Consider the following 25,034-nt stretch of genomic DNA (forward strand, 5'->3'; position numbering starts at 1 on the left):
TAAAATTATAATATTATACTGTTTCAAAAAAAATCAATTCTTTTTCTCATAGTTTAATTGTCTTACCAATCACTTTCATTATAAAAGTGGTATTATATCCCTAGAAAACAATAGCTGTGATATGTAATGGACAGAAAGGTATTAGTTTTAAAAATTATCATGGCGCTATTTTTACAAGTGAATAGAACTTATAGATTTTTACACTTGCATCAATAATTATGATTCTAACATATAAACGAAGCTGTTAACATATTTTAATATAGGATTGTGTATGACCCGCACTTTTGCAATTCCTCCCAAAGCATTTAGAATCACTCATAAGGAAATATATCATGGTATTTTTCGTGATGATCCCTATCATTGGCTACGTGCGTCTAACTGGCAAGATGTTTTTAAAAATCCTAACTGTCTTGATCCAAATATTCGACATTATCTTGAAAAAGAAAATGCTTATCAATCAGCTCAAATGGCTGATACAAAACCATTACGAGATTTGCTTTTTACCGAAATGAAAAACAGGATCCAAGAGAATGATAGTTCTGTTCCTATAAAACATGGTCCTTTTGCTTACGGATTCTCTTATGTTACCGGAGGTCAACAACCGCATTATTTTCGGACACCAAGGAATGGCGGAGAAAAAACCGTTTACCTTAACGGTGATGTCTTGGCAGAAGGCAAAGAATATTTCAAATTTGGTTCAGTTCAAGAATCTCCTGACCATACACATGTGGTATGGACCTATGATGACAAAGGATCAGAATTCTATACAGCTAAAATTCGTAATTTTGAGACATTGTCTGACTGTATGGATACAATTACTGATACATCTGGTCAAATTGTATGGGATGCTAGATCTGAAGGTTTTTTCTATACTAAAATGGATAAAAATCACCGACCTTCAGAGCTCTATTATCACCGATTAAACACTGATCAATCACAAGATAAGCTTATTTTTCGCGAAGACAATCCAGGTTTTTTCTTAGATGTAAGCGGCTCTAAGCTTAATGATATTATTTATATTAATATTCATGATCATGAAACATCAGAGATCTGGTTGATTCCTGCTGAGGCGCCTTTTACTACTCCCCAATGTGTACGGAAACGACAAAAAGGTATTGAATATTCACTTACAGAAGGTGGTGATGTCTTTTATATTCTGACCAATCTAGATAATGCAAAAGATTTCAAAATTATGGTAGCGCCATATACATCTCCACAATCAGAAAATTGGTCTGAGTTTGTCCCACATCAGCTTGGGTGCCTAATATTATCCCATGATGCTTATCAAGATTTTCTTGTCTGGATCGAACGTTTTGAGGGGCTTCCACGTATAAAAGTAATGGAACGTACCACTAAAAAAGTTAATTCCATTGCTTTTACTGAAGAGGCTTATTCTTTAGGTCTACAAGGGGTTGCAGAATATAACAGTCCAACTATTCGTTTTTCCTATTCGTCTATGACAACACCTGATCAAGTGTTTGATTATGAGATGAAAAGTCGTAAACGAATGCTTTTAAAAACGCAAATAATTCCCTCTGGGCATAATAAAGATGCATATGTAACACGACGTATTACAGCAATAGCAGACGATGGTGAGAAGATTCCTATTTCACTTTTTTATCACGAAAACACTCCTCTTGATGGTGGTGCGCCTTGTCTTCTTTACGGTTATGGTGCTTATGGGATCTCTATTCCTGCCAGTTTCAATAGTAATGTACTTTCTCTAGTAAACAGAGGTTTTATTTACGCGATTGCTCATATTCGCGGAGGAAAAGAAAAGGGAGTAGAATGGTATGAGAAAGGAAAACATCTCTTTAAGTACAATACATTTACAGATTTTATTGCTTGTGGACGTTACCTTGTAAACAATAAATTCACTTCTCACGACCGGCTTATTGCTTATGGTGGTTCAGCAGGGGGGATGTTGATGGGAGCCATTGCCAATATAGCTCCACAGGATTTTGCTGGAATCGTAGCGAATGTGCCTTTTGTTGATGTCTTAGCGACAATGTTAGATGCTTCATTGCCACTCACACCTCCAGAATGGGCCGAATGGGGGAACCCTCTTGAATCAGAAGAAGATTATAAGCTTATTGCTTCCTATTCACCCTACGATAATGTCAAAGCTCAAAACTATCCCCCTATACTTGTGATGGCAGGATTAACAGATCCTCGTGTAACTTACTGGGAGCCTGCAAAATGGGTGGCAAAATTACGAGACTTAAAAACAGACGATAATGCAATTTTATTACGTATTAATATGGATTCGGGGCACGCTGGTGCAGCTGGACGTTTTTCAAAGCTAGAAGAAGTTGCCTATATCTATGCATATATTCTCAAGATAGCAGGAAAAGGCTGTTGCTAATCCACAATATCTTTGTTTGAAAGTCCCCGATAATTTATTGGATTATAGGGACTTTCATACACTAAAAAAATTATCTAGATAGCTTAAAATTCACATTCTTCATAAAGTTTCAAAACATAGTCCCAATTAATTAAATGGTCTACAAAGGATTCGAGGTACTTCGGTCGAGCATTGCGATAATCAATGTAATAGGAATGTTCCCACACATCGACACCCAAAATAGGTCGAGCATTGTGAATTAAGGGATTTTCGCCATTAGGCGTTTTCATAATTTCAAGCTTGCCATCTTTAACAGCAACCCATGCCCATCCAGAACCAAATTGGGCACTAGCAGCAGCAATAAAATCAGCGCGGAATTTGTCGTAACCACCTAGATCAGCGTCAATAGCTTTTGCTAACTTTTCAGGAAGTTTTTGACCACCACCATCTTTTTTCATCCAAAGCCAAAAGTGGTTATGATTGTAATACTGTGCTGCATTATTAAACAAACCAATATTTTTTCCAAAACTTTTTTTAACAATATCTTCAAGGCTTTCATTCTCTAAGCCTAACTCCTTCACAAAATTATTGGTATTGTTAAGATAAGCGAGGTGATGCTTATCATGATGATATTCAAGCGTTTCGCGTGACATATAAGGTGAAAGGGCATCGTAATCATAAGGCAACGGGGGCAATTCAAAAGCCATTAAAAATCTCCTCGATTCTAATTGTTAAGCTTATTTCATAAGTCTAATTTGCCATTTACAGAATTGAAAAGCAAATGTTGAATACCTATTTGTGTGAAATTAATTTTAATGTCTCTCTTTTTATAAAAGGAGCTTTTAGGAAATGTATGCCAATCAATCAAAAAAGGCATTAGTCTATATAAAGATTATTTCTGAAGATTTTTTACATCTATGAACCGATAAAAATATCATTATCTTTTGAATAAAAAGTAAATAGAAATAGCTATTATCCCTTGTTCTTATATCTTTATTTTTTCAAATGCCAGATAAAATATTTTTAATTTTTGCAAAACTCTTCTAACCTATTAGGTGTGTCATAGTGTTTGCAATAGAATATTTAAGTGTTATTTTTAGGAGATATTTTTCAATGTGCTTGATTTCATTTTATGGCGCTACTCATGAATAATATAATGTAAAAACCAGTGGACATTATCATCTTTACGCTTAATGAAAGAGCACAGCAACTATCACACACTTTACCAGTTTCCAATATGGTGACAGCTTTTATCTTAATGAAGCAAGATGAGATTGGAATATATCAAGAAAAGTAAATCATATGCTAATTTATTAGATACATGAGTAAACTACAAGATTTTCATTTTCTGTTCCTAAAAAATCAATACAAAGAGCAAAATAATTATTGGTGGATAAATGTTTTCTATTTGTGTTAAAAGTACAACAGTATATCAATTTCTGCTACGAATTTGTATTGATGCAATGCCATACAAGACTCAGGCACTTTATGATAAATCAGGCACTTTATGATAAAAAAGTAAGGTCTTTGATTTTCAGATATTGCGTCCAATCACAGGAATCGCTATAAGGTGCAAGAGTCGCTATAAAGCGTGTTTTTTTGGGGTATAGCCAAGCGGTAAGGCACCGGTTTTTGGTACCGGCATTCCCTGGTTCGAATCCAGGTACCCCAGCCAATTCTGGTGAAATTAGTTATCAAATTTCAGCTTGAGAGAGTGGATTACCCCCTTAACCATCTGTTGCTATTCATAGCAAGTATGGTAAGCTGAAAAATACCCATTTGTAGCAGGTTAGCTCTAAATATGGTAAGGTTTTCTTTTACTATAGCTATCGCTCAAAGAGCTCTTTTAAAAGATTCTTTTCTATAAGACGAGGGATAAATGATTTATGCGCACTTGCTTTAGAAAAACTATTTGACTGGATTTTGTGCTCTATAGCAACACCAGCGGGTGATTTTCCGTATTCCACCATCTTCATTACGCCGAACAGCGTAGCAATAATGCTGATTAGGAAACACATGCCGCTGCATGTCACGTACCATACCAGCAGCATGTCCATAGGGTGCCACACAATCAATAAACCACATATATTCTCCGCCTTGCCAATCCGCATCGGACAAAAGCTCTCCCTTTTCAAGCATAGATTGATGATTTTTTTCATCTAAAAAAGCCCAAGTGATAAAGGCGCAAAATTCTCCACGTTCATTTTTATAGAGTTTATATTGCCCAGTTTGTAAAGCTGGTCCTAAATTTCGGTCTATATCCCAGATTCGCCAGCGGCGGTATAAGGGAGATGTAAGCATTAAAACAACCATAGCTCCTAACGCTGTAAGAGGATCTATGAGTGAAGGTGATGAATTTTCATTTACAGACATTATCTTTCCTTTAGAGATTGTTCTAAAATTTTGGTGATAGGTTCAAAGAAATAAGAAATGAGCCGCCGTTTTGAGGTAATGACATCCGTTGTCACAGTCATGCCAGGGATAAATTTAAGATGTTTGTTATTCAAAGTGATGTGATCTTGGTCAATTTTGATTAAAACAGCATAGACACCATTAATTTCTTTATCATAGCGTGCTGTAGCACCTACATTAACGACTGTACCGTGGATAACACCGAAACGTTCAGGCGGAAAGGCAGAAAACTTGATGTAAGCACGTTGGCCCTTTTCTAAAAAACCAATATCTCGATTATCAAAAAATGCTTCAATAATGAGACCACCCGCACCGGGGACAATACGCATGAGCGTTTTACCAGCCTCTACAAAGCCGCCCAAAGTATGGATACTTAAATCATCGATACGTCCATCAACAGGTGCATAAAGTGATAAGTGGTCAAGACGGTATTGAGTGCTATCAAGCTTTGCTTTTAATCCTTGAAGATTCAGTTCTGTTTCACGCGAAAGTTGCCGATAGCGGGCAATTTCATCGGAAATGAGACTTTTCCGTTGTTGGAGGAGGGTGTTTATTTCGGCGGCATTTTCTTCCAAACGTCTTTGATTGGTTAAAATTTCATGCTCGACATTTTTAAAGTCATGTAAACGCTCTAAATAAACGGCTTGGCTAATGACTTTTGTTTCCATCAGGCTTTTTGCAGCTTTTAATTTTCCTTGGCTTAATTGACGATCATCTTCCAACCTATCTAATTGCGCATGTTGTGTTGCACCGCTGCGCTCGACGCGGTCCGCCTGTGCTTTTAGCGCTCTTAATTTATCTTGGAGAGATTGAAGGGTAGCGCTAATGAGTTTTTCCCCTTCTATTCTTGCAGTCGTGTTGCCAGAAGGAGGAGCTGGCAGATAGGCAAGCCCTTTGGCTACAAAATCTTTATCCAAAGGATCACTTTCATGCAAAGCTGTTAAAATAGCTGTTGCGATTTGTGCTTGAAGGGTTTGTTGTGCGATATCTGCTTGAACACGTGCGCACTCATTGAGGGCTTCACGGGGATCTAATTGAATAAGGAGATCACCTTGATGAACAAATTGCCCTTCTTTTACAAGGATTTTCTCAATGCGTCCTGTATTTTGCGCTTGGACCAGCTGAACGTAAGCGGTGGGAATAACACTTCCTTGCCCCCGTGCAACAATCTCTGTTTTTGCGATAAAGCTGCCGATCACAATAAAGAGAAATAAAGCAATTAAAACAGCAACAACCATATGAAGCGTTGGTGACAAAGGGCGCAAATAGGGAGCTTTATCTGCCATTTTTTGCCTCCAAATCAGTAAAGTTTAAGATGGTTGCATGCTGAGGAAAGAGATCACGTTTGTGGGTAATAACGAGAACAATACGATCTTGCGAAAGTTTATATAAATGCTCAACAATTTGCGCACTGACAGTATCATCCAATGCGGAAGTAGGTTCATCCAAAATAAGAAGGCTTGGGTTTATCAGAAAGAAACAAGCTAAAGCCAAGCGTTGGCGCTGACCACCTGATAAAAAACCACCTTGCTCTCCTACTTGAGTATTGAGTCCTAGAGGCAACTGAGCAATCAAATCATGGCAAGCACTAACATATAGTGCAGCATCGATTTCATCTTTAGTGGCATCTGGTTTAGCAAGAAGCATATTCTCAAGAATGGTTCCGGAAAAAAGGCAAGGATTTTGGGGAAAATACGCGATTGTTTCACGCACGCTACGGACATCAAAATTCTGTAAAGGTTGGGCGTTAATCAATATCTTTCCGCTTGTTGGGGGGTAGAGTCCACAAAGAAGCTTCGCCAAGGTTGTTTTTCCGCACCCTGAAGGACCAAGTAACATAATTGGTTGCCCAGGTTGTAAACAGACATCAAGATGATTGATAATGGACTTATCTCCATAAGAAAAACAGAGATCGTTGGCTTCAAGATGAGGAGGAGCGCTGAGTTGAAGAGGCGGCTTTTCTTCTTCCCATTCTGAAGGGGAGTTAAGAATATCGCCCAAACGAAGACGAGAGATTTTCAAATGCTGCCATTCTTCCCATAGGGATGCAAGGCTTAGGATAGGACCAGAAACATTTCCAGCGAGGAGATGAAAGGCAATAAGTTGCCCTAGCGTAATTTGGTTTTGAAGAACTGCCTGAGCACCAAAAAAGATAATAAAAATAGTGAAAAGATCACCAAAAATATGACTCATGGCTCCATTGAGAAGATGCAATTTACTGGTCGTAAGGCTTTGATCTAAACTGCGGGCTAAAGTTTCTTGCATGCGTATTGTATGGGCTGGCTCCTTTACATGCGCTTTTATGGCTTCAAGATTGGTAAAACTTTCAATGAGGCGCGATTGATGGGCAGCTTGCAGAGTGAAAGCACGGCGTAATTGACGGCGCAAGAAGGGACCGACCAACGCTAAAGAGCCCATTTGTAAAGGTAAAATAATAAGGACAATAAAGGTAAGTTTTGGACTAATGGAAAAGAGTGCTGCAAGATAAATAATGGCAAAGAGAACATTCAGTACGGTTGTGGCAATGGTTCCTGTTAAAAAACCACGAATTGTATCAACCTCTCCGATTCGCGTGAACAGTTCCCCCACTTGCCAAGTGCGTAAAACAGGCAAGGAGAGGCTTAACACATGGGTGTAAACGCGCCATCCAAATTCTAATGTAAGCCGATTGGCTAAATAGGCACCTAAGTAACCTGAAAGAGCGCTAAGAGCTGTGCTAAACAGCATGATAGCAACCATCAAGACAACGATAGCATAGAGACTTTCAATGCGCTGAAAAGGGAGAATACGGTCGATAATCGCTTGAAAAATAAAAGGATTCACCAAGCCCAGCAAACGCAAAACAACAGCAACGCAACTGAGTTCGATGACATAATAAATATATTTCTTTGTTGTTCTTGTAAACCAAGAGAACGATACTAGCTTTTCTTGTGAGTGACTCATTTGAATTTATGATTTTGTTTAAGAGAAAGAGCGGCTGATGTCGCATATTTAAACAGTATTGTAAATAGTATTATTACTAAATAAAAAGTATACATTTTGTGCGAATGAGATATTAACATAATGTATTTATTGTTTATACAGTATTTTATTATTATTTTTACAAATTATATTTTACATTTTTTTAACAGCACAATAATGAAACTGTCGCATCATCATTATGATGCAGTTATTTTTAATAATATAAGGAGACTAAAAATGGGTAGTTCAAGCTCGTCACATGATTCACACAGTAGTTCACATTCATCTAAGGCATGTAGTCCTTTGGATTATGTTGTTAGTGGAGTTACAAGTGCTATCACAGGAGGTGTTGCAGATGCAGCTACTGGGTTCATGACAGGTTCTGGTGGATTAAAAAATAGGTTTAAAAATGCTCTCAAAGAGGGCGGACATGGAATGGTAACTGGGTTTAATATTGGTTGGATAGATAAGACTGTTGAGTGCCACACAAAAAAGTAAGGCTGGTGTACTGATTTTAATTTGTAGATCGTATTAAAGAAAGATATCTCTGAAACTAATATTGTTGTAAATATATTTAATAAGAGAACAGAAATTAAATGTCTGCAACTGTATCTAAGCAAACATCAGAGATATCTATATTTTTGGACTTTTTTATTATGGATAATTTAGAAATTTTTAAAACTGCGTTATTTTTAATAAGTATTATTGGTTTTTTTAAAATTTTCTCTTATATACTTAGATTCAGAAGTTGGAAAAAAAATATAAAATCAGATTTAGTTGAGTTAAGTTTATTGTTTATAGCATTATCAATTTCTATCTATATCTCTATATATATAAAATCATTCGTAAAATAGATAAATTATTTTAAATTAAAATATTATTATATATTATATGGTTTTTTTGTTATGTATATTATTTATAAAATTATTTATTCCACTAATTATGGGTATTTTGGTATGTATGTTGTTCTATAGATTTAACAGTTATAGTTGGAAACAAGCTGCAAAAGAATCACTGTTATTAGGAATTTTAGTATTTATAATGATAAATATTGTTAATTATATAATTAAATATATTGGTTTGTAAGCTTATTATACATACACTTTATAAGTGTATAATATTTTTAATATACACTAATTATATTTAGAAAATAAATTTATTATTATAAACAGTGATTTTATTTATTTTTTTGACATAGAATTTCCTGTTAAAAAACCACGAATTGTATCAACCTCTCCGATTCGCGTGAACAGTTCCCCCACTTGCCAAGTGCGTAAAACAGGCAAGGAGAGGCTTAACACATGGGTGTAAACGCGCCATCCAAATTCTAATGTAAGCCGATTGGCTAAATAGGCACCTAAGTAACCTGAAAGAGCGCTAAGAGCTGTGCTAAACAGCATGATAGCAACCATCAAGACAACGATAGCATAGAGACTTTCAATGCGCTGAAAAGGGAGAATACGGTCGATAATCGCTTGAAAAATAAAAGGATTCACCAAGCCCAGCAAACGCAAAACAACAGCAACGCAACTGAGTTCGATGACATAATAAATATATTTCTTTGTTGTTCTTGTAAACCAAGAGAACGATACTAGCTTTTCTTGTGAGTGACTCATTTGAATTTATGATTTTGTTTAAGAGAAAGAGCGGCTGATGTCGCATATTTAAACAGTATTGTAAATAGTATTATTACTAAATAAAAAGTATACATTTTGTGCGAATGAGATATTAACATAATGTATTTATTGTTTATACAGTATTTTATTATTATTTTTACAAATTATATTTTACATTTTTTTAACAGCACAATAATGAAACTGTCGCATCATCATTATGATGCAGTTATTTTTAATAATATAAGGAGACTAAAAATGGGTAGTTCAAGCTCATCACATGATTCACACAGCAGTTCACATTCATCAAGCTCATCTCATAAATGTAGTCCTAGTGATATTATGCATTACGATAAAAAGGGATAAGTTTATAGGAGGAGCTATAGGAGGAACTATAGGATTTTTTGCTGGTGAAGGGGTGGGTGTGGTGCCGGGTGCTAGCGCTGGCTACAAAGCAGGAAAAGTTTTAGGTTCTGCGTATGGTGCTCACAGTAAGTACAAAGAATGTTTTGGCTCTCATAAATGAGCACTGAAATGTTTTTCTCACTTGTAGAGAATGTCAACAAGATATAATAAAAATAAATAATGTTGTAGACGTATAAATATCCTAAATTATATGTCTACAGGTTATTTCTAAAAAATAAGCATATTATTATTTATAATATATATTAAAATTTGGTTTTCTTATGATAGATATTATTGTAGAATTATTTTTTTCTACTATAAATATAAAGGTTATAGTAATAAACATATAATGAAAAAATCATTGTTAAGTATAGCTTCATTCTTTATAATATTTTTTATATTACTGTGTATAGTTTAAATATTTAATTATGTTTTATTATGTTAGATATTGTTTTCAGCATAAAGAATGCAATGCTTGCAACAAGTGTATTTGTTTTTTTAATTATATTATTTTATAGAGTTAAATTTCCCACTTGGAAGCAGTTTATAAAAATAGGATCAATTGTAATTATTATATATTTTATATTATATCTCTATATTTGTTATTTAATAAAATCTATAACTTTATAACAGATCAGCTTCTCGAATACGCGCAAACAACTCCCCATTTGCTAAGTGCATATTGATTTCACTCTGATAGTTGTGATGTGGGTCGTTATGCTTAGAGGTGGTCGCAAATGGTCTTAAAGGCGCATTAGTAGGGGGATTCACGGGTCTAATTAAGACCAAAAGGCGTTGCCGTTGAACGCTCCTAAGTGTAGCAGAAAAAGGTGGTAATGCCTTGATCGATAAGATAGATGAATGCTGTCATCGATAAAGCGAAAGAATACTGTTTAATTTATTTAGAAAATAGCTGGCAAGATATTTCTGAGATCAGTAATATTGCAAACATACTTTAAAGCTATGGCTAAACTGATTTCAGGGATATTTTTGTTATGAATAATTTTACTGGCCCCTTATTGGCAATGTTTATATATGGAGTTTTAACAATTGTTTATATATAAAATTATACTTAATTTATTTTAATTAAAAATGTTATTATATATAATATATCGATTGTGATAGATATTTTAAATATTTATTAAAATAGGATTTATTTAATATAATCATAATTTTTATGTTATAATAAAAATTTTATTTCGGATTTTTATTATGTATATTGGTAATAATGTTATTTTACTATTAATTGATAATGTTTTTGATATTTTATTTTCAATATTTGTTTTTATATTTTCATTTTCATTAATTTATAGATACAGTGGTGACAGTTGGAAAAATAGTATAAAGGAAGCGATTAAGACATTTGGGTGGTTCTTTTTGTTATTTTTGACGTTTTGTTTTATTTATGTTGCGTTTAAATATATTAGATATTAGTATTTTATTATTATATATTTTGTTTGCATAATTTCAATTATCATTGATTGTGACAATTATCGGTGAATTTGTGTGTATTATAATGTTTTTTTTGAAGATTTAATGCTTGCAGATTTTAAAAAATCTGTAAAATCGTATCATCGATAATAAGTGTGTTTTTATTTTTGATTTTTTCTGTAACTATGTGAGTTTACATCAGATTAGATAAATAGATTTCTCTATCTTGATGGAGATATGATTTTCTACCCTCATTGGAAAAATAAGCCTGTACGAAATGCTTAATTTCCTTATTAGGGAAAGTCTTCTTGCCTACCCTTATGATAAGATTTCTGAGCATAAAAAATATGCGTAAAATCAAGTATGGTATTTAATTCTAGAATTTGAATTCAGATGTTTTATCTACGTGTAATGGCTAAAAAGAGGCTATAAGTTGCCTTGGGGTGGTCAAAGAACTTGTCAGTATGCTTATAGCCGTTGAGAGGCGATAATCGATTTATGTGTTTCCACACGTCTCAAGATTTATTTTTTAAATAAGCTGATTTACTAAATGTAATTTACTATACTTCTAGCCTCTATTCATCATCTTGAGAAAGAGGGAGAGAAGCGATTTCTGTATCAAGTGCATCCATAAAATCGATAATAAAAGCAGCATTCGTTCCTAAATCTCTTGGCAAATAACGCGAAGCAGAACGCATATCAACAAAAGTTGTATCCCCTTCATCAGTTAAACGAATGACAATGTCCGAAATAAAGCCAAGGTAAAAAGTTTTTGCCATTGTTTCAATATAAAGTGCATCTTCTTCACCTTGAAACTCTCGTTGTGCTACAACAGGCCAATCATAAGCTGCTAAAACATTGAGAACGGATTCGCGAATACGCTCAGGTGAACCATCATAACGACGTCCTGACATTTCCGGCCATGAGGACATCTGTACAGCTGCTTGTTTGGTCAAAACGCTTTTAAGCGGTAAAGCATCGCTGGGACGTATTGTGCGAAAAAAAGCTGGCGGGCTTTGTGTGTCGGTAGAAATATCGTAAAGAGCCGGTAAGGTAAACCAAAGTCCAAAAAATAACATCAATGGTGTAGCAGTTATGAGTGAATAAATGATCCCTTTTAAAGCTTTCATTCCCCCTAGGGCTCCATAGACCCATAAGCTGTAAAGTGCTTTTACAGCAAGAAAAAGAGAAATAATCACACAGCCAGTAGAGATACCTATCAAAATTATGAAGTCGGTTACGTTAATGACGGAAAAACGTTGTAAAATGACTGAAAATAATAAAATAAAGAACGCCAATCCACCAAATCGAGGGGACCATACTGCTGCTCTTGAAACGAACCGAACATATCTCTTCTTCATGAAGTTTTTTCCCCTCAATTGTAAACTATAAGCCAAGTTTTTTCAGAGTGTATATCCTATAAAAAGCTTATGCTCATAAAACAAAAATAAAGCACTTATTTTTGAGGTCAAGGATGCGTAATGTCTTATAAGTTTCCAGCGATTATTTTGGCACTTCATTGAAGGTAATCAGTATTTCTTCTATAGTTTATCATGTCATTGATGCGAACTTTATGGGAATGTTTGTAAATAAAAAGAAATAAACTCAAATAACAAGTTTTACGGTTGTTAGCAGCATATTTATTTAGAATTTTGATTTTTCTCTTCTGATTACGGGGAGTTTTTTCTGTCAGATAATGCGTATCAAATAGGATATGATGATGTGCAATAGAGATTTCATTCTATCTCAATAAAAAATTTAGGGATCTACAATCAGACAAACCTGAATTCGAATATTCGATTAATAGAGGAAAAAGACAATCATTTTGATAGGCTTCATTTATTTTGTATAGAAAGTAAGATGTTGTACAAATGAGAGGTTAGTCCGTTTTTATTCATAAAATATGCGGCAGGTTGCAGATGAAAGGAAAAATTCACTTTCCTTTTTTGCAAGTGAAGAAGGGGCAAAAATACGTAAAATGACAAAACCTTCATTCAAATTTTTAGCAACCAAAACTGAATTGGCATTTTTTTTAGGTTTTGATTTTTTGAGTTCTATTATTTGTATTGGTTTTCCAATAATAAGATCGAGTGTATTATCAGGGGCTGTTCGGTCATTAAGGCTATAGAAAATAATTCCGTTGTGTGTGTAAGCTGCGAGTGACCAAAATTGTCGTGTTTTCAAAGCTTTTAAATGAACAGGCCCATTTTCAAGATTAAATCTGCAGACTTTAAGAAGAAAGAGTGGATCAGCAGATTGTTGAATAGGATTATCGGGAGTAAAAGCAACAAATTGATAAGGGGCTCCGGATTTTTTAAGTGCTGTCCATATATTATTTTGTGCCCAATAGGGGATCAGAAAGAGAACGCAAATATGAACGATAATAGCGCCAATGATTGCAAGAAGTGCGATATAAATGAATCTAGTCACAATTTATTTGTCCTGATGGAATTTGTTCTATTGAGGGCATTGTAAGCTTTTGTAATGCCGTTGCAGAGATGATTGAGGTATCGTATAAGGTAAGAATAAGCCCGAATTCTTTTTGACTAACTGTTGCAAGCCAATTGCCGGCTTGCGGTGTAGGTGAAATATTGATGTGCAATGAGCCATCATGCTCATAAGTAACAGCGTTCGTATGGAGTTCAAAAGGTATTTCTTTGGATGAAGTATAGGGCTTTAGGGATTTGTCAGCTGTATAAAGGGTAAAAAGACGGGTTTCAGGGATGGTTCCTTTGAGAAAATAATGACAGCGAGAGTGGAGTGGACGCCCTTGGTTATCTTGCCAAATCTGGAATTGAATACCTTCAGTACGTCCGAGTGAAACAATGCCTTGTTTAGCGGTGCGGGCGCGGGTATAGGGATCCATATTGGCGGTTCCCATTTGTGGATAAGCACTCCATTTTCCAATTCTAAAGAGTCCAAAATGATGAAAGGAATTGAGTACATAATCGACACTCAATTTTCCACATAAAATAGAAAAAGCGAAGATAAAAAAGAAAATGGTGATATTAAAAAACATCATAGAATATTTTGAATTCAAAATGTTGAATCTCCAGTTGTTTTCATCTTCAAAGAAATTGCAGATGGTTTTTTCAGATCTTTGTTAATCAATCGCACAATATTCAATGTTTCAGGAGAAAGCGTAGAGGGTGTTTGGGGAAAAAATTCAGAATCTACATGGGAGGAAAGTATTGGGGAATGATAAGGAAGAAGAGAATCTTTAACACCATAGAGCTGTTTGAGCATGATATTTTGGTGTGCAGCAAGCATGATGCGTTGCCATATCATGGCAGGAACGCCACCTCCAAAAGCACGATTCATCGGTGAAAAGTTATCATTTCCCATCCATACCGCTCCAGTATAATTGCCTGTAAAGCCAACAAACCAAGCATCACGATAGGATTGTGATGTTCCAGTTTTCCCAGCGACAAGAGTCATGGGCAGAGCAGCACGCTTACCAGACCCTCGTGTTGTGACACCCACCATCATTTGGTTCATATAGGCAGCTGATTGTCTGCTGAGAACTCGGTGTAACTTATTTCCGTTATGCTCGAAATCCCATATCACATGCCCATCGATTGTTCTGATTTGCATGAACCCATGCCGATTACCAGCTATCCCGCCATTCGCAAAGACATTAAAGCCAGTTGCTTGATCCATGGGGGTCATGTTGGAAGTGCCAAGAACCATCGTTTTGTGTGATAAAATATGCGCGTTAATCCCCATATTCTTGATGAGATCTATAATGGGTTTGGTATCGCGGTGAAGATATTGATAGGTGAGATACACAGGGACTGTATTAATGGAAAAAGCTAAAGCTGTTGCTAAATCAATTTTCCCCAAATAACGACCAGAATTATTTTTTGGTGTCCAACCTCCCCAATTAATAGGAGCATCTAAAACGATTGTTGAGGGAGAAAGTCCGTGTTCCAGTGCGGTTGCGTAAACATAAGGTTTGAATGAAGAACCAGTTTGCCGTCCGCCTTGTGTCGCTCTGTTAAATTGGCTCTTTTTATAATCTAGTCCTCCAACAATTGCGCATACGGCACCGTTATTATCGAGTATAACAGTGGCAGCTTGTGTTACGCGATATTGTTGACCATATTGATGTAAATGATATGCAATTGATTCTTCTGCTGCTTTTTGAATATTCGGATCAAGGGTCGTTTGAATAATTAAACTATGGCTTGGAAGTTGATTACGCATTTTTTTGACTTCCTCGAATGCCCAATCAAGAAAATAATCAGCCTGATTATTTTCTATTTGGGGAAGTGCCCTAGCAGGGTGGCGATGCGCATTGATAATCTGGCTCTTCGTCATAAAGCCACTATTAACAAGATTAGAAAGGACTACATTGGCACGTGTTTGAGCTGCAAAGAGATGACTATGAGGAGCATATTTTGTTGGAGCTTTAAAGAGTCCTGCTAACATAGCAGATTCACTTAAAGATACATGACGTATGTTTTTTCCAAAATAAAATTTTGCAGCTGCTGCAATACCAAAATTGTTTCCTCCCATATAGGCGCGGTCAAGATAAAGTTGCAAAATCTGTTTTTTGCTAAAATTTGCTTCTAGCCAAAGAGCAAGATAAGCTTCTTTGATTTTACGTGTTATGGTTCTCTCGTTTGTTAAGAATAAATTTTTAGCCAATTGTTGTGTGAGAGTTGAACCACCTTGCACCACACCTTTAGCTTGCATATTTTGTGAAATTGCCCGTGTAAGTCCTTGAAAATCAATACCCCAATGATCGAAAAAACGACGGTCTTCTGTAGCAAGAACCGCTTTAATGACAGTGTCAGGCATTTCTTCAACGGGGACAGAGATCGCCGGCAGTGCACCACGGTGCCCAATGGAATTTCCATAGCGATCTAGAAAAAGAATGGAAAAGTTTTTAGGAGAAGACCAATCTGTTTTGGTCAGTTCAAAAACAGAAATGCCCAAAATAGTGAAAAGAGTAAAGCCCATCAACCCTAATGTCAGTATTTCATCTAGAACTTCAACGATAAAACGTTTCCATCCTTGAAGATGAAAATTTTGTGAGATGATTTTTGCCTTTTTCCAGAAAAAACTGTTAGCAGAACGAATGTGATAAAGCGCTGTATCTAATCGTGCGTCTAATTCAATGAGAGCAGGACTGTGAAATGGCTTACGGTGTTGCCTTTTCTTTTTTTTAAAAAAATCAAACATTTAAAGAGAGCCTATGGCAAAGAAATACAACCAAACAAATCTACAATAATTATATGGAGTAGAAGTATTTTTTTGCTATAGTGCTAACAGAGAAAGAGTTTATTTTAGAATTATTCATTTTTCGTAAGATAGTGTATTAAGATTTTATTATTTTATCTAATAAATTTTATTCTCATTATTAAAAATATTTTATTTTGATTTTTTAAAAATTTAAAGTAATGTTAATGCATTCTTCTGTAAGATAGAGGATAAATTATTTCCATTTGTGATTTTTAAATCGACCCAAAAAAGCCATTATTTCTTTTATCCTTTATCAAGGAAGAGAAGAGGTGGGTTAGTGAAATATTTATGATGAAAAAAAAATTCTTGTTCGTAATAATAGCAGCTTTTTTAGGAGCAGATTCTGTTCTAGCTTCTGGGTGTGCTGAAGTAGGTAAGAAGGTTGCTGCGCAAGAGAGCGGGGTTCTCGTCCGTTCAAACCCAGTTGTTCAGGATGGAAAGGGCATGTGTGCAATTGTGATTGTTGTACCAGCCCGTAATGGGGAAAAGTTACGTCGTGTTGAGTTTTTTGTTCCTGCTGATTAGTCTTTGGCAGATGGTGTTGTGATGCGTATCTTAATCGTTGAAGATGATCGGAATCTTCACCATCAATTAGCAGAAGCTGTAAGACGTGCAGGATATGTTTCCGATAGTGCTTTCGATGGTGAAGAGGCTTATTTTTTAGGGAGCACAGAGTCTTACGACGCGGTGATACTTGATATAGGTTTACCGTATATTGATGGTATTCGTGTTGTTGAAAAATGGCGTCAAGAAGGGCACTCCATGCCTGTTTTAATGCTAACGGCGCGAGACCGTTGGTCTGATAAGGTGCACGGTATTGATGCGGGGGCTGACGATTATGTTGTGAAGCCATTTCATTTGGAGGAAGTGATGGCACGTTTACGAGCATTAATTCGTCGCGCTACGGGACATGCGACAAGTGCATTATGTTGCGGAAATGTTTTGTTGGATACGAAGACGTCTCGTGTTTTTGTGGATGGTCAGTTGATTAAACTAACATCTTATGAATTCAGACTGCTTTCGTATCTCATGCATCATTGTGACAGGGTCATTTCAAGAACAGAGCTTACTGAACATCTTTATGATCAGGATTTTGATAAGGACTCGAATACGGTGGAAGTCTTTGTAGGTCGGTTACGGAAAAAGCTTGGAGTGGATTTGATTGAAACTATTCGAGGAATGGGGTATCGCGTGAGAACGCTAGGTGATTAATGAATACTTTCGAAAAGAATAATTGGTGTAGGAGGTTCTTTTTTGTAATTACTCGATCTCTCAGTTTACGTGTTATGGTCTTATCAACATTATGGGTTGTTATTTCTCTTTTATCGATTTCTGCAGTAAGTATTTTATTTTATAAACGTTCAACTGAACAAAGCCTAGAGCGTATTCTTTCTGCTCAACTCTACAGTCTTATTGCAACAGTGACGGTGTCATCGGAAGGTACTTTGAGAGGAGGGGCTGGGATTGATGATATTCGTTATTCTGATCCAACAACAGGATGGTATTGGGAAGTTGTTGCGATATCCCATAATTTAAAAGGAAGATTGACATCCCCCTCATTGGGAACAGGCGAGATATTTACACCAAGTGATGTTGATATACCTTTTGACAATAAGTTCTTTCGCTCTTATCGGATAAAGGGGAACAATGGTCAAAAGCTACAAGTGATTGAGAGTGATGTTGTTCTTGATAATAAAAATCATATTGCACGTTTTCGGCTTGTTGGGAACATCGATGAAGCTCATGCCCAAGTAAAGGAATTTAAGCGAACTTTGCAAATTTTTCTTTGGAGTTTTGGTATCGGGAGTGTCCTTATTAATATTGCTATTATTTTCTTTAGTTTTCAACCGTTGAAGCTTATTCGACGCGCATTGAATGATATTCGCGAAGGAAGAGTTCACTATGTGAATACGGATTTAGTAAGCGAAGTGATGCCGCTTGTACAAGAGATGAATGCTCTCATTAATAATAATCAGCGTATTATTGAGCGATTTCGCACACAGGTTGGTAATCTTGCGCATTCATTGAAAACGCCTCTATCCGTGATTATGAATGAGACAGATAAGATGCGCGGAGAAAAGGCTTGTTTGTTGAGAGAGCAAACGCAAATAATGCAAGCTCAAATCAATCATTATCTTCAGCGTGCGCGGATTGCAGCACAATGCGATAGTATTGTCTATCATACGTCTGTTCGCAGTGTGCTTGAACGTTTGGTGCGGGTTATGAAAAAGCTTAATCCTGAAAAACAAATTCAATTTATTATGGATGTTGATGATATTGTTTTTTCTGGAGAGAAGGAAGATTTAGAAGAAATTATAGGGAATTTGATTGAAAATGCTACTCAGTGGTCTCGAGCAAAGGTTTTGATCTCTTGTTGTTTAGAAGAAAATGTTGAAGAAACAGAATATTTTAGTATCTTTGTAGAAGATGATGGCCCTGGTTTAACAGAAGACAAAATGGAGGAAGCATTAAAAAGAGGGCGGCGGTTTAATGAAAGTAAACTAGGGGCAGGCTTAGGGCTAGCAATTGTTTCAGATATGGTCAGTGAATATGGTGGCAAGCTCTTTTTATCACGTTCTGATTTGGGTGGGTTGTATGCAAAAGTTTTATTACCTAAGATGGGAGAATAACATATTTTCTCCTTAAGCAAGAAATGTCTATAAAGTTTGTAAAGCAGTATTTTCAGATAATACATAAAGAGTAGGGAAACATTGTTTTTAGTTTCTTTGTTTAGTTGATATATATAAGAAAAATGGACAATAGATTTTATAATATTTTCCATGAAAAAATGAATTTTTATCAATTCACATCACTCTTCTCATGAAGAGGGTAAAATGTAAGCGAGACATTCTCTGTTCGTATTGGAAAAAAGTGATATGCTCTTATTAATTTTTGCAGCATTTTTTCTGACTTTTCTGGCAAGTATTCTTTTTCGTTCACTACGTTTTGACGATGAGATAAAGAAAGAATGGAAAGTTCAAACCGTGGATGGTTATAGAAGTCATAAGCATACGATTGAGTTTAACAAGCTTTATATGCATTATAAAAAAAGAAATATTCTTAAGGCTTTAAGTATTTTATTTGTTCTTCTTATGACATGGAATATTTATGGGCTGACAGGCAGTCCAGAAGTGAAAAGTTATTTTTTTAGCGAATTAATGGATAAGGATCCTAAAACTCTTAGTAAGCAAGAAAAGCTTATTCGTTTACAAGTGCTTTTTTTCCGTGCACCTCATGATGGCAAGCTAGCAGATGCGTTAGCGGTAGGGTATCTCGAAGAAAGCCTTTTTCAAGAGGCTGTGAATACTTATTTAGACGCACTTCGTTTGAATGGAGAAACAGCTCCAAGGCTTGTAGGATATGGTTTAGCATTGGTTGGTTATGAAGGGGGAGTGATAACACAAGAAGCACAAAATGCTTTTCAAAAAGCAGCAGATTTAGCGCCAACAGATTTTTATCCACGTTTATTGTTGGCCGATGCATTGCATCAAGCAGGAAAAACTGCGCAGGCAGTGCAATTTTTACAAAGCTTTCTTGATACAATGCCTGAAAATTTTTCAGGACAATCACGTGTTAAAAAAATGATGATTCAGTTACATGATTTATCGAGTGAGCATACAAAGAAAAGCAATCATCGCCAATTGAGATGATGAAATATAAAGAGAAATGCTGTTTAGAAAGACAAGAGAAGTAATCTCTTAGAAGTAGGTGTTTGTGAAGAAGATTGAAGAACAGAAATGAAGAATGTAAAGAGCATGATATAAGTGGTTATAGGTTAAATAAAAATTGGTTGTAAAACTAAAAAAGGAAGAAAGATATTGATAAGCTTGTTAGCAAAGGTGAGGTATTGGATAAAAAGTTGCACCTATGTAGAAGATGTGCAAAGCTCTTAAAAAATAAAATATCGATACTTATTATAACATATTTAATTTTTTTCGTAGAGTGTCTATGAAAAGTCAATCTTTAAAGAATTCTTCTTCGTTGAAGGTTATTTTAGAGCAGCGAAAAAAAAAGCGCTTGCTGATCATATTATTATGTTGTTTGGTTATGACAGTTGCAGCAAGTCTTATAGTGTATGCAATGCGTCATGCGGTCAGTTTTTTTAGAATGCCCTCTGAAATTACAAGAGAAGATATTTTAACGGGGCGCCCTTTGCGTTTGGGTGGCTTTGTTGAAAAGGAGACTGTTCAATATGTTGGAGAGAGAGGCGTTATTTTTTTTGTAACGGATAACAAAAAACATGAAAAAGTGGTTTTCAACGGTGCCTTACCGGATCTTTTTCGTGAAGGTCAGGGGGTGATTGTAGAAGGGCATTTCGATAAACAGGGTTTTTTTGTAGGGACGCGTATTTTAGCAAAACATGATGAAACTTATATGCCTAAAGAAACAGCTGATCGTTTAAAAAAACATTACATTATGGAGAAATAATTCGAGTGTGCTTGTCGAACTGGGTCATATTTTTTTAGCTGCAGCATTTTCAGTAAGCTTATTAGGGGCGTTCTTACCTGCTTTAGGTTTTTGGTGGAGAGAGCGTTTGTTAATGCAAACAGCTGTTCCTCTAACATATATCACTTTTACATTACTGCTTTTATCTTTTTTAGTGATAATTTATGCTTATGTTGTATCTGATTTTTCTGTTTTGAACGTTGTTGAGAATTCTCATTCAGAAAAACCGATGCTCTATAAAATTACCGGTGTTTGGAGCAACCACGAAGGCTCTATGTTGTTATGGGTTTTAAGTCTTGCTTTTTTTAGTGCATTGATGGCCTTTTTTAGCCAACATTTGCCAGAAGATTTTAAGACGCTTGTTTTAATTTGCCAAAGTTGGATTACAAGTGCTTTTCTTTTATTTATTCTTTTTGTATCCAATCCATTTTTACGTGTGAATCCACCAGCATTGCAGGGAAATGGTCTCAATCCTCTTTTACAAGATATCGCATTAGCAATTCATCCACCGCTACTTTATTTAGGTTATGTTGGTTTTTCACTCTGTTTTTCTTTTGCCGTTGCGGCATTGATTATGGGACATGTTGATAGAGTTTGGGCGCGTGGGATTCGTCCGTGGCTTTTACTTTCTTGGTGTTTTTTAACATTGGGTATTATGGTTGGCTCCTATTGGGCTTATTATGAGCTAGGATGGGGGGGCTATTGGTTTTGGGATCCTGTTGAAAATGTTTCGTTTATGCCTTGGCTTTCAGGAACGGCTCTTTTACATTCTGCTCTTGTTCTCGAAAAACGAGAAATATTGAAAAGTTGGACTTTGTTTTTAGCGCTGCTTACTTTTTCTCTTTCTCTGATGGGAACTTTTCTTGTGCGTTCGGGGCTTTTAGTTTCTGTTCATAGTTTTGCTGTTGATCCAGCACGGGGGCAAGCAATTCTTGCGCTTTTATTTTTTTTTACGGGAGCGGCTTTTCTTCTTTTTGCTTTGCGCACCCCTATTTTAAAAACAGAAAGATTTTTTCAACCAATTTCACGTGAAGGGTTTATTGTTTTAAATAACTTGTTACTTACAACAATAACAGCAACAGTATTGATTGGTACGCTTTATCCTTATTTTATTGAGATATTAACAGGACAAAAAATTTCTGTAGGGGCTGCTTTTTTTAACCTTACCTGTGGACCGCTAATGATTTTGCTGTTGTTGTTTGTTCCGTTTGGAACAATGATGGCATGGAAACGCGGTGATTTTCTTGCAGTTTTTGAACGGTTATGGTTTGTTTTTGTATTGGCTGCTATCGTCTGTTTTATAATATTTTATGCGACATCTTTGCGTGATATCTTTGCAGTTTTAGGGATTGGGCTTTCAGCGTTTGTTTTTCTAGGCAGTTTAGCGGATCTATGGGGAAAGAGTGGATATGGCAAGAGAGCTTTTTCAATACGCGTTAAGAGATTTCTTGGATTGCCATGGTCTACTTTTGGTGCAGCAATAGCACATATGGGATTAGGTGTTACATTATTTGGTATTGTTTGTGTGGCAAGTTTTGGGCAAGAACGTATTTTAATCATGAACGTAGGGGATAGGGTGACGATAGCGGATAAAACGCTTCATTTTGATGCAGTGTATGAAGGTGTTGGTTCGAATTATTCGGCAATGGAGTTTTATTTTAAAATATATGAAAATAAAAACATTGTGGGTCATGTAACAGCCTCAAAGCGATTTTATTCAAGCCAAAATACATCAACAACAGAAGTTGGTCTTCAAAATCATGGCTTATCGCAGCTATATATTGTACCAGGGCATACCGATAATCGGGGTCTTGTTGTACACATATGGTGGAAGCCTTATGTAATATGTATTTGGTTAGGGGCATTCATGATGGCTGTAGGCGGATGTCTTTCTCTTCTGGGGTATTGGTTTCGCATTGGCATGTACAATAGGGTACTGCTTGCTTTAAATTTTTGGAAAAGACATTGAGATGAAAAAAAATCTTTGGATTTTATTTTTTTTAATTGCAACGTTTCCTTTTCGATTAGCAATAGCAGTAGAGCCGGATGAGATTTTAAAGGATAAGGTTCTTGAAGCGCGAGCACGCCATATTTCATCACATTTACGTTGTCCGGTTTGTCAAAATCAATCAATTGATGATTCAGATGCTGCTCTAGCACGTGATTTACGGCTTTTAATTCGGGAAAGGCTAAAAATGGGCTATAGTAACCAGCAAGTCACTGACTTTCTTGTTGAACGATATGGTGAATTTATTCTCTTGAAACCACCATTGAATAAAATAACTTGGTTTTTATGGTTTTCGCCTTTGATCATCATCATCATTGGCACAAATATCATATTTTTCCACTTAAAACGGAATAATCATGAGAAAATAATGAGTTATCTGAATGAAAAAGACAGTCAAAAATGCCATTGCATTAAAAAAGATGTTACATAAAAGAAAAAATCGGCTCATCTGCAATGAGCATACAATCTTATTATAATTATATTAGGGGATACTGAAACCTTACAAAACTTTAATAATTTAGACAGAAAACGGTAAGGTCTAGTATTTTATAAGTGATCGCAATTGGAATAAAGGTATAATTGAATAGGAGCATAGAGTAAATGATTAAAAAGGCTTTCTTTAAAACGTTTGTCGCAGTGAGTTTTTCTGCGATATTGGAAAGTGCACTGTTTTTTAGTGGATGTACATCAAGCTTGTTGATGACAAAGGCTCATGCAAGTTCTGTATTTACTTCGTTAATGCAACAACAGGGATTTGCCGATATTGTTGCTCAAGTGAAACCAGCAGTTGTAGCAGTACAAGTAAAGAGCAATAAAAAGAAAGAAGATAGGTTCTTTAGCAACTTTTTTAGTGGTCCAGGATTTGATCAATTACCAGACCAACATCCTTTGAAAAGATTTTTTAAAGAGTTTTATGATTTTGATAAACCTAAAAATAAATTTCCCCACCAATCACGGAGACTCCGTCCTATTGCTTTTGGATCGGGTTTTTTTATTTCGTCTGATGGTTACATTGTAACCAATGATCATGTGATTTCTGACGGAACAAGTTATACTGTTGTTCTTGATGATGGTACAGAATTGAACGCAAAGCTTATTGGGAAAGACCCCAAAACCGACCTTGCCGTATTAAAAGTAAGTGATAAAAGAAAATTTTCCTATGTTGATTTTGGTGATGATTCAAAGCTTCGTGTTGGGGATTGGGTTGTTGCCATTGGGAATCCATTTGGTCTTGGTGGAACTGTGACAGCAGGTATTGTTTCTGCACGTGGACGTGATATTGGCACTGGTGTGTATGATGATTTTATTCAGATTGATGCTGCTGTTAATAGAGGAAACTCTGGTGGCCCAACATTTGATCTTAATGGAAAGGTTGTTGGGGTTAATACAGCAATTTTTTCTCCTTCTGGAGGAAATGTTGGGATTGCTTTTGCTATTCCGGCAGCGACTGTAAAACAGGTTGTACAACAACTTATTGAAAAAGGTTCAGTTCAACGTGGTTGGTTAGGTGTTCAGATTCAGCCGGTAACAAAGGAGATTTCCGATTCAATAGGTTTGAAAGAAGCCAAAGGTGCTTTGGTCACTGATCCGTTAAAAGGGCCGGCAGAAAAGGCTGGTATTAAAGCGGGTGATGTAATTATTTCCGTGAATAATGAAAAGGTTGCTGATGCGCGTGATCTGGCGAAACGTATTGCAAATATTAAACCAGGAGAAACGGTAACCATAGGGATTTGGAGATCAGGTAAGGAGGAAAGTATCAAGGTTAAACTCGCTTCAATGTCTGAAGATGAAAGTAAGAAAGAGGCTTCAAAACATTCAAATGAACGGGGTGATTTAGATGAAACATTGGAAGATTATGGTCTGATTGTTATACCTTCTGATGATGGTGTAGGGGTTGTGGTAACGGATGTCGATACCGATTCAGATGCTGCAGATAAAGGGATACGCCCTGGAGATATCATTGTGACAGTAAATAATAAACCGGTTAAAAAAGTCTCTGATATTGTTAGCACAATCAAAAATGCTCAGCAGTTAGGACGAAAGGCTATACTCTTACAAGTGCGAACAAATGATCAAAATCGTTTTGTTGCTCTTCCAATTTTGAAAAAATAAGGCTTTAGTTGTAGGACAAATGTTTATTAAATGTTTGTCCTACAACATAATAAAA

20 protein-coding genes and 1 tRNA gene are annotated in these 25,034 nt (G+C 35.9%); 12 read left to right on the forward strand and 9 right to left on the reverse strand.

What is annotated here, in order from left to right:
- Window positions 1-271 precede the first annotated feature (271 nt).
- Window positions 272-2,365 carry a S9 family peptidase gene (locus ACFIKY_RS00560; RefSeq protein WP_375661274.1) on the forward strand — a complete coding sequence of 698 codons (2,094 nt, stop codon included), beginning with the start codon at window positions 272-274 and terminating at the stop codon, window positions 2,363-2,365.
- An 83-nt stretch (window positions 2,366-2,448) separates the two neighbouring features.
- Here the strand turns inward: ACFIKY_RS00560 and ACFIKY_RS00565 are convergent, their stop codons facing one another.
- Window positions 2,449-3,051, reverse strand: a complete 603-nt coding sequence (locus ACFIKY_RS00565) for a superoxide dismutase (RefSeq protein ID WP_012754850.1) — start codon at window positions 3,049-3,051, stop codon at window positions 2,449-2,451.
- A gap of 893 nt (window positions 3,052-3,944) precedes the next feature.
- Here ACFIKY_RS00565 and ACFIKY_RS00570 point away from each other — a divergent pair.
- Window positions 3,945-4,019: transfer RNA gene (locus ACFIKY_RS00570), tRNA-Gln, on the forward strand.
- A gap of 233 nt (window positions 4,020-4,252) precedes the next feature.
- Here ACFIKY_RS00570 and ACFIKY_RS00575 read toward each other — a convergent pair.
- Genes ACFIKY_RS00575 through ACFIKY_RS00585 form a run of 3 tightly spaced genes read right to left on the reverse strand, consistent with a single transcriptional unit; the run spans window position 4,253 to window position 7,699 of the window.
- Window positions 4,253-4,717 carry a toxin-activating lysine-acyltransferase gene (locus tag ACFIKY_RS00575; protein ID WP_375635748.1) on the reverse strand — a complete coding sequence of 155 codons (465 nt, stop codon included), beginning with the start codon at window positions 4,715-4,717 and terminating at the stop codon, window positions 4,253-4,255.
- Entirely contained in the window at window positions 4,717-6,042 is a 1,326-nt protein-coding gene (locus ACFIKY_RS00580; protein WP_375661275.1) for an HlyD family type I secretion periplasmic adaptor subunit, read from the reverse strand. The genes ACFIKY_RS00575 and ACFIKY_RS00580 overlap by 1 nt, the downstream gene beginning before the upstream one ends.
- Entirely contained in the window at window positions 6,032-7,699 is a 1,668-nt protein-coding gene (locus tag ACFIKY_RS00585; RefSeq protein WP_375661276.1) for a peptidase domain-containing ABC transporter, read from the reverse strand. Before ACFIKY_RS00585 ends, ACFIKY_RS00580 begins: the two co-directional genes overlap by 11 nt.
- Window positions 7,700-7,954: 255 nt before the next feature.
- Here ACFIKY_RS00585 and ACFIKY_RS00590 point away from each other — a divergent pair, with 255 nt between their 5' ends.
- Window positions 7,955-8,215 carry a hypothetical protein gene (locus ACFIKY_RS00590; RefSeq protein WP_375661277.1) on the forward strand — a complete coding sequence of 87 codons (261 nt, stop codon included), beginning with the start codon at window positions 7,955-7,957 and terminating at the stop codon, window positions 8,213-8,215.
- A gap of 683 nt (window positions 8,216-8,898) precedes the next feature.
- On the opposite strand, the gene ACFIKY_RS00595 is transcribed toward ACFIKY_RS00590, so the two are convergent.
- Entirely contained in the window at window positions 8,899-9,333 is a 435-nt protein-coding gene (locus ACFIKY_RS00595) for an ABC transporter transmembrane domain-containing protein (protein ID WP_375661278.1), read from the reverse strand.
- 277 nt (window positions 9,334-9,610) lie between these two features.
- On the opposite strand from ACFIKY_RS00595, the gene ACFIKY_RS00600 reads away from it, so the two are divergent.
- The gene (locus ACFIKY_RS00600; RefSeq protein WP_375661279.1) at window positions 9,611-9,856 is read left to right on the forward strand and encodes a DUF6861 domain-containing protein; all 246 of its coding nucleotides are present in this window, start codon (window positions 9,611-9,613) and stop codon (window positions 9,854-9,856) included.
- A gap of 1,885 nt (window positions 9,857-11,741) precedes the next feature.
- Here ACFIKY_RS00600 and ACFIKY_RS00605 read toward each other — a convergent pair.
- The 4 genes from ACFIKY_RS00605 to ACFIKY_RS00620 all read right to left on the reverse strand — a co-directional run bounded on the left by ACFIKY_RS00605 (window position 11,742) and on the right by ACFIKY_RS00620 (window position 16,353).
- Complete coding sequence (locus ACFIKY_RS00605) at window positions 11,742-12,527, reverse strand: DUF1499 domain-containing protein (RefSeq protein WP_375661280.1); 786 nt, start codon at window positions 12,525-12,527, stop codon at window positions 11,742-11,744.
- A 529-nt stretch (window positions 12,528-13,056) separates the two neighbouring features.
- A complete protein-coding gene (locus ACFIKY_RS00610) occupies window positions 13,057-13,596 on the reverse strand; it encodes a hypothetical protein (RefSeq protein WP_375661281.1) in 540 nt (179 codons plus the stop codon).
- Window positions 13,589-14,185: a DUF1214 domain-containing protein gene (locus ACFIKY_RS00615; RefSeq protein WP_375661308.1), complete on the reverse strand. Its 597-nt coding sequence runs from the start codon at window positions 14,183-14,185 to the stop codon at window positions 13,589-13,591. The genes ACFIKY_RS00610 and ACFIKY_RS00615 overlap by 8 nt, the downstream gene beginning before the upstream one ends.
- A 17-nt stretch (window positions 14,186-14,202) precedes the next feature.
- Window positions 14,203-16,353, reverse strand: coding sequence for a transglycosylase domain-containing protein (locus ACFIKY_RS00620; RefSeq protein WP_375661282.1), 2,151 nt, complete (start codon window positions 16,351-16,353; stop codon window positions 14,203-14,205).
- Between the two features lie 348 nt (window positions 16,354-16,701).
- Here ACFIKY_RS00620 and ACFIKY_RS00625 point away from each other — a divergent pair, with 348 nt between their 5' ends.
- The 8 genes from ACFIKY_RS00625 to ACFIKY_RS00660 all read left to right on the forward strand — a co-directional run bounded on the left by ACFIKY_RS00625 (window position 16,702) and on the right by ACFIKY_RS00660 (window position 24,979).
- Window positions 16,702-16,938, forward strand: coding sequence for a hypothetical protein (locus ACFIKY_RS00625; protein ID WP_375628179.1), 237 nt, complete (start codon window positions 16,702-16,704; stop codon window positions 16,936-16,938).
- Between the two features lie 21 nt (window positions 16,939-16,959).
- Window positions 16,960-17,625: a response regulator transcription factor gene (locus ACFIKY_RS00630; protein WP_012754861.1), complete on the forward strand. Its 666-nt coding sequence runs from the start codon at window positions 16,960-16,962 to the stop codon at window positions 17,623-17,625.
- Window positions 17,625-19,043 carry an ATP-binding protein gene (locus ACFIKY_RS00635; protein WP_375661283.1) on the forward strand — a complete coding sequence of 473 codons (1,419 nt, stop codon included), beginning with the start codon at window positions 17,625-17,627 and terminating at the stop codon, window positions 19,041-19,043. Before ACFIKY_RS00630 ends, ACFIKY_RS00635 begins: the two co-directional genes overlap by 1 nt.
- A gap of 246 nt (window positions 19,044-19,289) precedes the next feature.
- The gene (locus ACFIKY_RS00640) at window positions 19,290-20,063 is read left to right on the forward strand and encodes a tetratricopeptide repeat protein (protein ID WP_375635738.1); all 774 of its coding nucleotides are present in this window, start codon (window positions 19,290-19,292) and stop codon (window positions 20,061-20,063) included.
- Window positions 20,064-20,361: 298 nt separating this feature from the next.
- Window positions 20,362-20,841 carry a cytochrome c maturation protein CcmE gene (ccmE, locus tag ACFIKY_RS00645; protein ID WP_375635737.1) on the forward strand — a complete coding sequence of 160 codons (480 nt, stop codon included), beginning with the start codon at window positions 20,362-20,364 and terminating at the stop codon, window positions 20,839-20,841.
- Between the two features lie 7 nt (window positions 20,842-20,848).
- A complete protein-coding gene (locus tag ACFIKY_RS00650; RefSeq protein WP_375647059.1) occupies window positions 20,849-22,828 on the forward strand; it encodes a heme lyase CcmF/NrfE family subunit in 1,980 nt (659 codons plus the stop codon).
- A gap of 1 nt (window position 22,829) precedes the next feature.
- Window positions 22,830-23,297 (forward strand): cytochrome c-type biogenesis protein CcmH, encoded by a 468-nt coding sequence (locus ACFIKY_RS00655; RefSeq protein WP_375635735.1) that lies wholly within the window; start codon window positions 22,830-22,832, stop codon window positions 23,295-23,297.
- A 170-nt stretch (window positions 23,298-23,467) separates the two neighbouring features.
- The gene (locus ACFIKY_RS00660; protein ID WP_375635734.1) at window positions 23,468-24,979 is read left to right on the forward strand and encodes a Do family serine endopeptidase; all 1,512 of its coding nucleotides are present in this window, start codon (window positions 23,468-23,470) and stop codon (window positions 24,977-24,979) included.
- Window positions 24,980-25,034: the final 55 nt, after the last annotated feature.

Source organism: Bartonella sp. CR127HXZ (genome assembly GCF_042194555.1).
GTDB classification, from domain to species: Bacteria; Pseudomonadota; Alphaproteobacteria; order Rhizobiales; family Rhizobiaceae; genus Bartonella; species Bartonella grahamii.

What these genes read in the sequence shown, in the direction of transcription:
- ACFIKY_RS00560 (WP_375661274.1), top strand. Translation starts at nt 272, where the DNA reads ATGACCCGCACTTTTGCAATTCCTCCCAAAGCATTTAGAATCACTCAT.
- ACFIKY_RS00565 (WP_012754850.1), bottom strand. Translation starts at nt 3,051, where the DNA reads ATGGCTTTTGAATTGCCCCCGTTGCCTTATGATTACGATGCCCTTTCA.
- ACFIKY_RS00575 (WP_375635748.1), bottom strand. Translation starts at nt 4,717, where the DNA reads ATGTCTGTAAATGAAAATTCATCACCTTCACTCATAGATCCTCTTACA.
- ACFIKY_RS00580 (WP_375661275.1), bottom strand. Translation starts at nt 6,042, where the DNA reads ATGGCAGATAAAGCTCCCTATTTGCGCCCTTTGTCACCAACGCTTCAT.
- ACFIKY_RS00585 (WP_375661276.1), bottom strand. Translation starts at nt 7,699, where the DNA reads ATGAGTCACTCACAAGAAAAGCTAGTATCGTTCTCTTGGTTTACAAGA.
- ACFIKY_RS00590 (WP_375661277.1), top strand. Translation starts at nt 7,955, where the DNA reads ATGGGTAGTTCAAGCTCGTCACATGATTCACACAGTAGTTCACATTCA.
- ACFIKY_RS00595 (WP_375661278.1), bottom strand. Translation starts at nt 9,333, where the DNA reads ATGAGTCACTCACAAGAAAAGCTAGTATCGTTCTCTTGGTTTACAAGA.
- ACFIKY_RS00600 (WP_375661279.1), top strand. Translation starts at nt 9,611, where the DNA reads ATGATTCACACAGCAGTTCACATTCATCAAGCTCATCTCATAAATGTA.
- ACFIKY_RS00605 (WP_375661280.1), bottom strand. Translation starts at nt 12,527, where the DNA reads ATGAAGAAGAGATATGTTCGGTTCGTTTCAAGAGCAGCAGTATGGTCC.
- ACFIKY_RS00615 (WP_375661308.1), bottom strand. Translation starts at nt 14,185, where the DNA reads ATGTTTTTTAATATCACCATTTTCTTTTTTATCTTCGCTTTTTCTATT.
- ACFIKY_RS00620 (WP_375661282.1), bottom strand. Translation starts at nt 16,353, where the DNA reads ATGTTTGATTTTTTTAAAAAAAAGAAAAGGCAACACCGTAAGCCATTT.
- ACFIKY_RS00625 (WP_375628179.1), top strand. Translation starts at nt 16,702, where the DNA reads ATGATGAAAAAAAAATTCTTGTTCGTAATAATAGCAGCTTTTTTAGGA.
- ACFIKY_RS00630 (WP_012754861.1), top strand. Translation starts at nt 16,960, where the DNA reads ATGCGTATCTTAATCGTTGAAGATGATCGGAATCTTCACCATCAATTA.
- ACFIKY_RS00635 (WP_375661283.1), top strand. Translation starts at nt 17,625, where the DNA reads ATGAATACTTTCGAAAAGAATAATTGGTGTAGGAGGTTCTTTTTTGTA.
- ACFIKY_RS00640 (WP_375635738.1), top strand. Translation starts at nt 19,290, where the DNA reads ATGCTCTTATTAATTTTTGCAGCATTTTTTCTGACTTTTCTGGCAAGT.
- ccmE (WP_375635737.1), top strand. Translation starts at nt 20,362, where the DNA reads ATGAAAAGTCAATCTTTAAAGAATTCTTCTTCGTTGAAGGTTATTTTA.
- ACFIKY_RS00655 (WP_375635735.1), top strand. Translation starts at nt 22,830, where the DNA reads ATGAAAAAAAATCTTTGGATTTTATTTTTTTTAATTGCAACGTTTCCT.
- ACFIKY_RS00660 (WP_375635734.1), top strand. Translation starts at nt 23,468, where the DNA reads ATGATTAAAAAGGCTTTCTTTAAAACGTTTGTCGCAGTGAGTTTTTCT.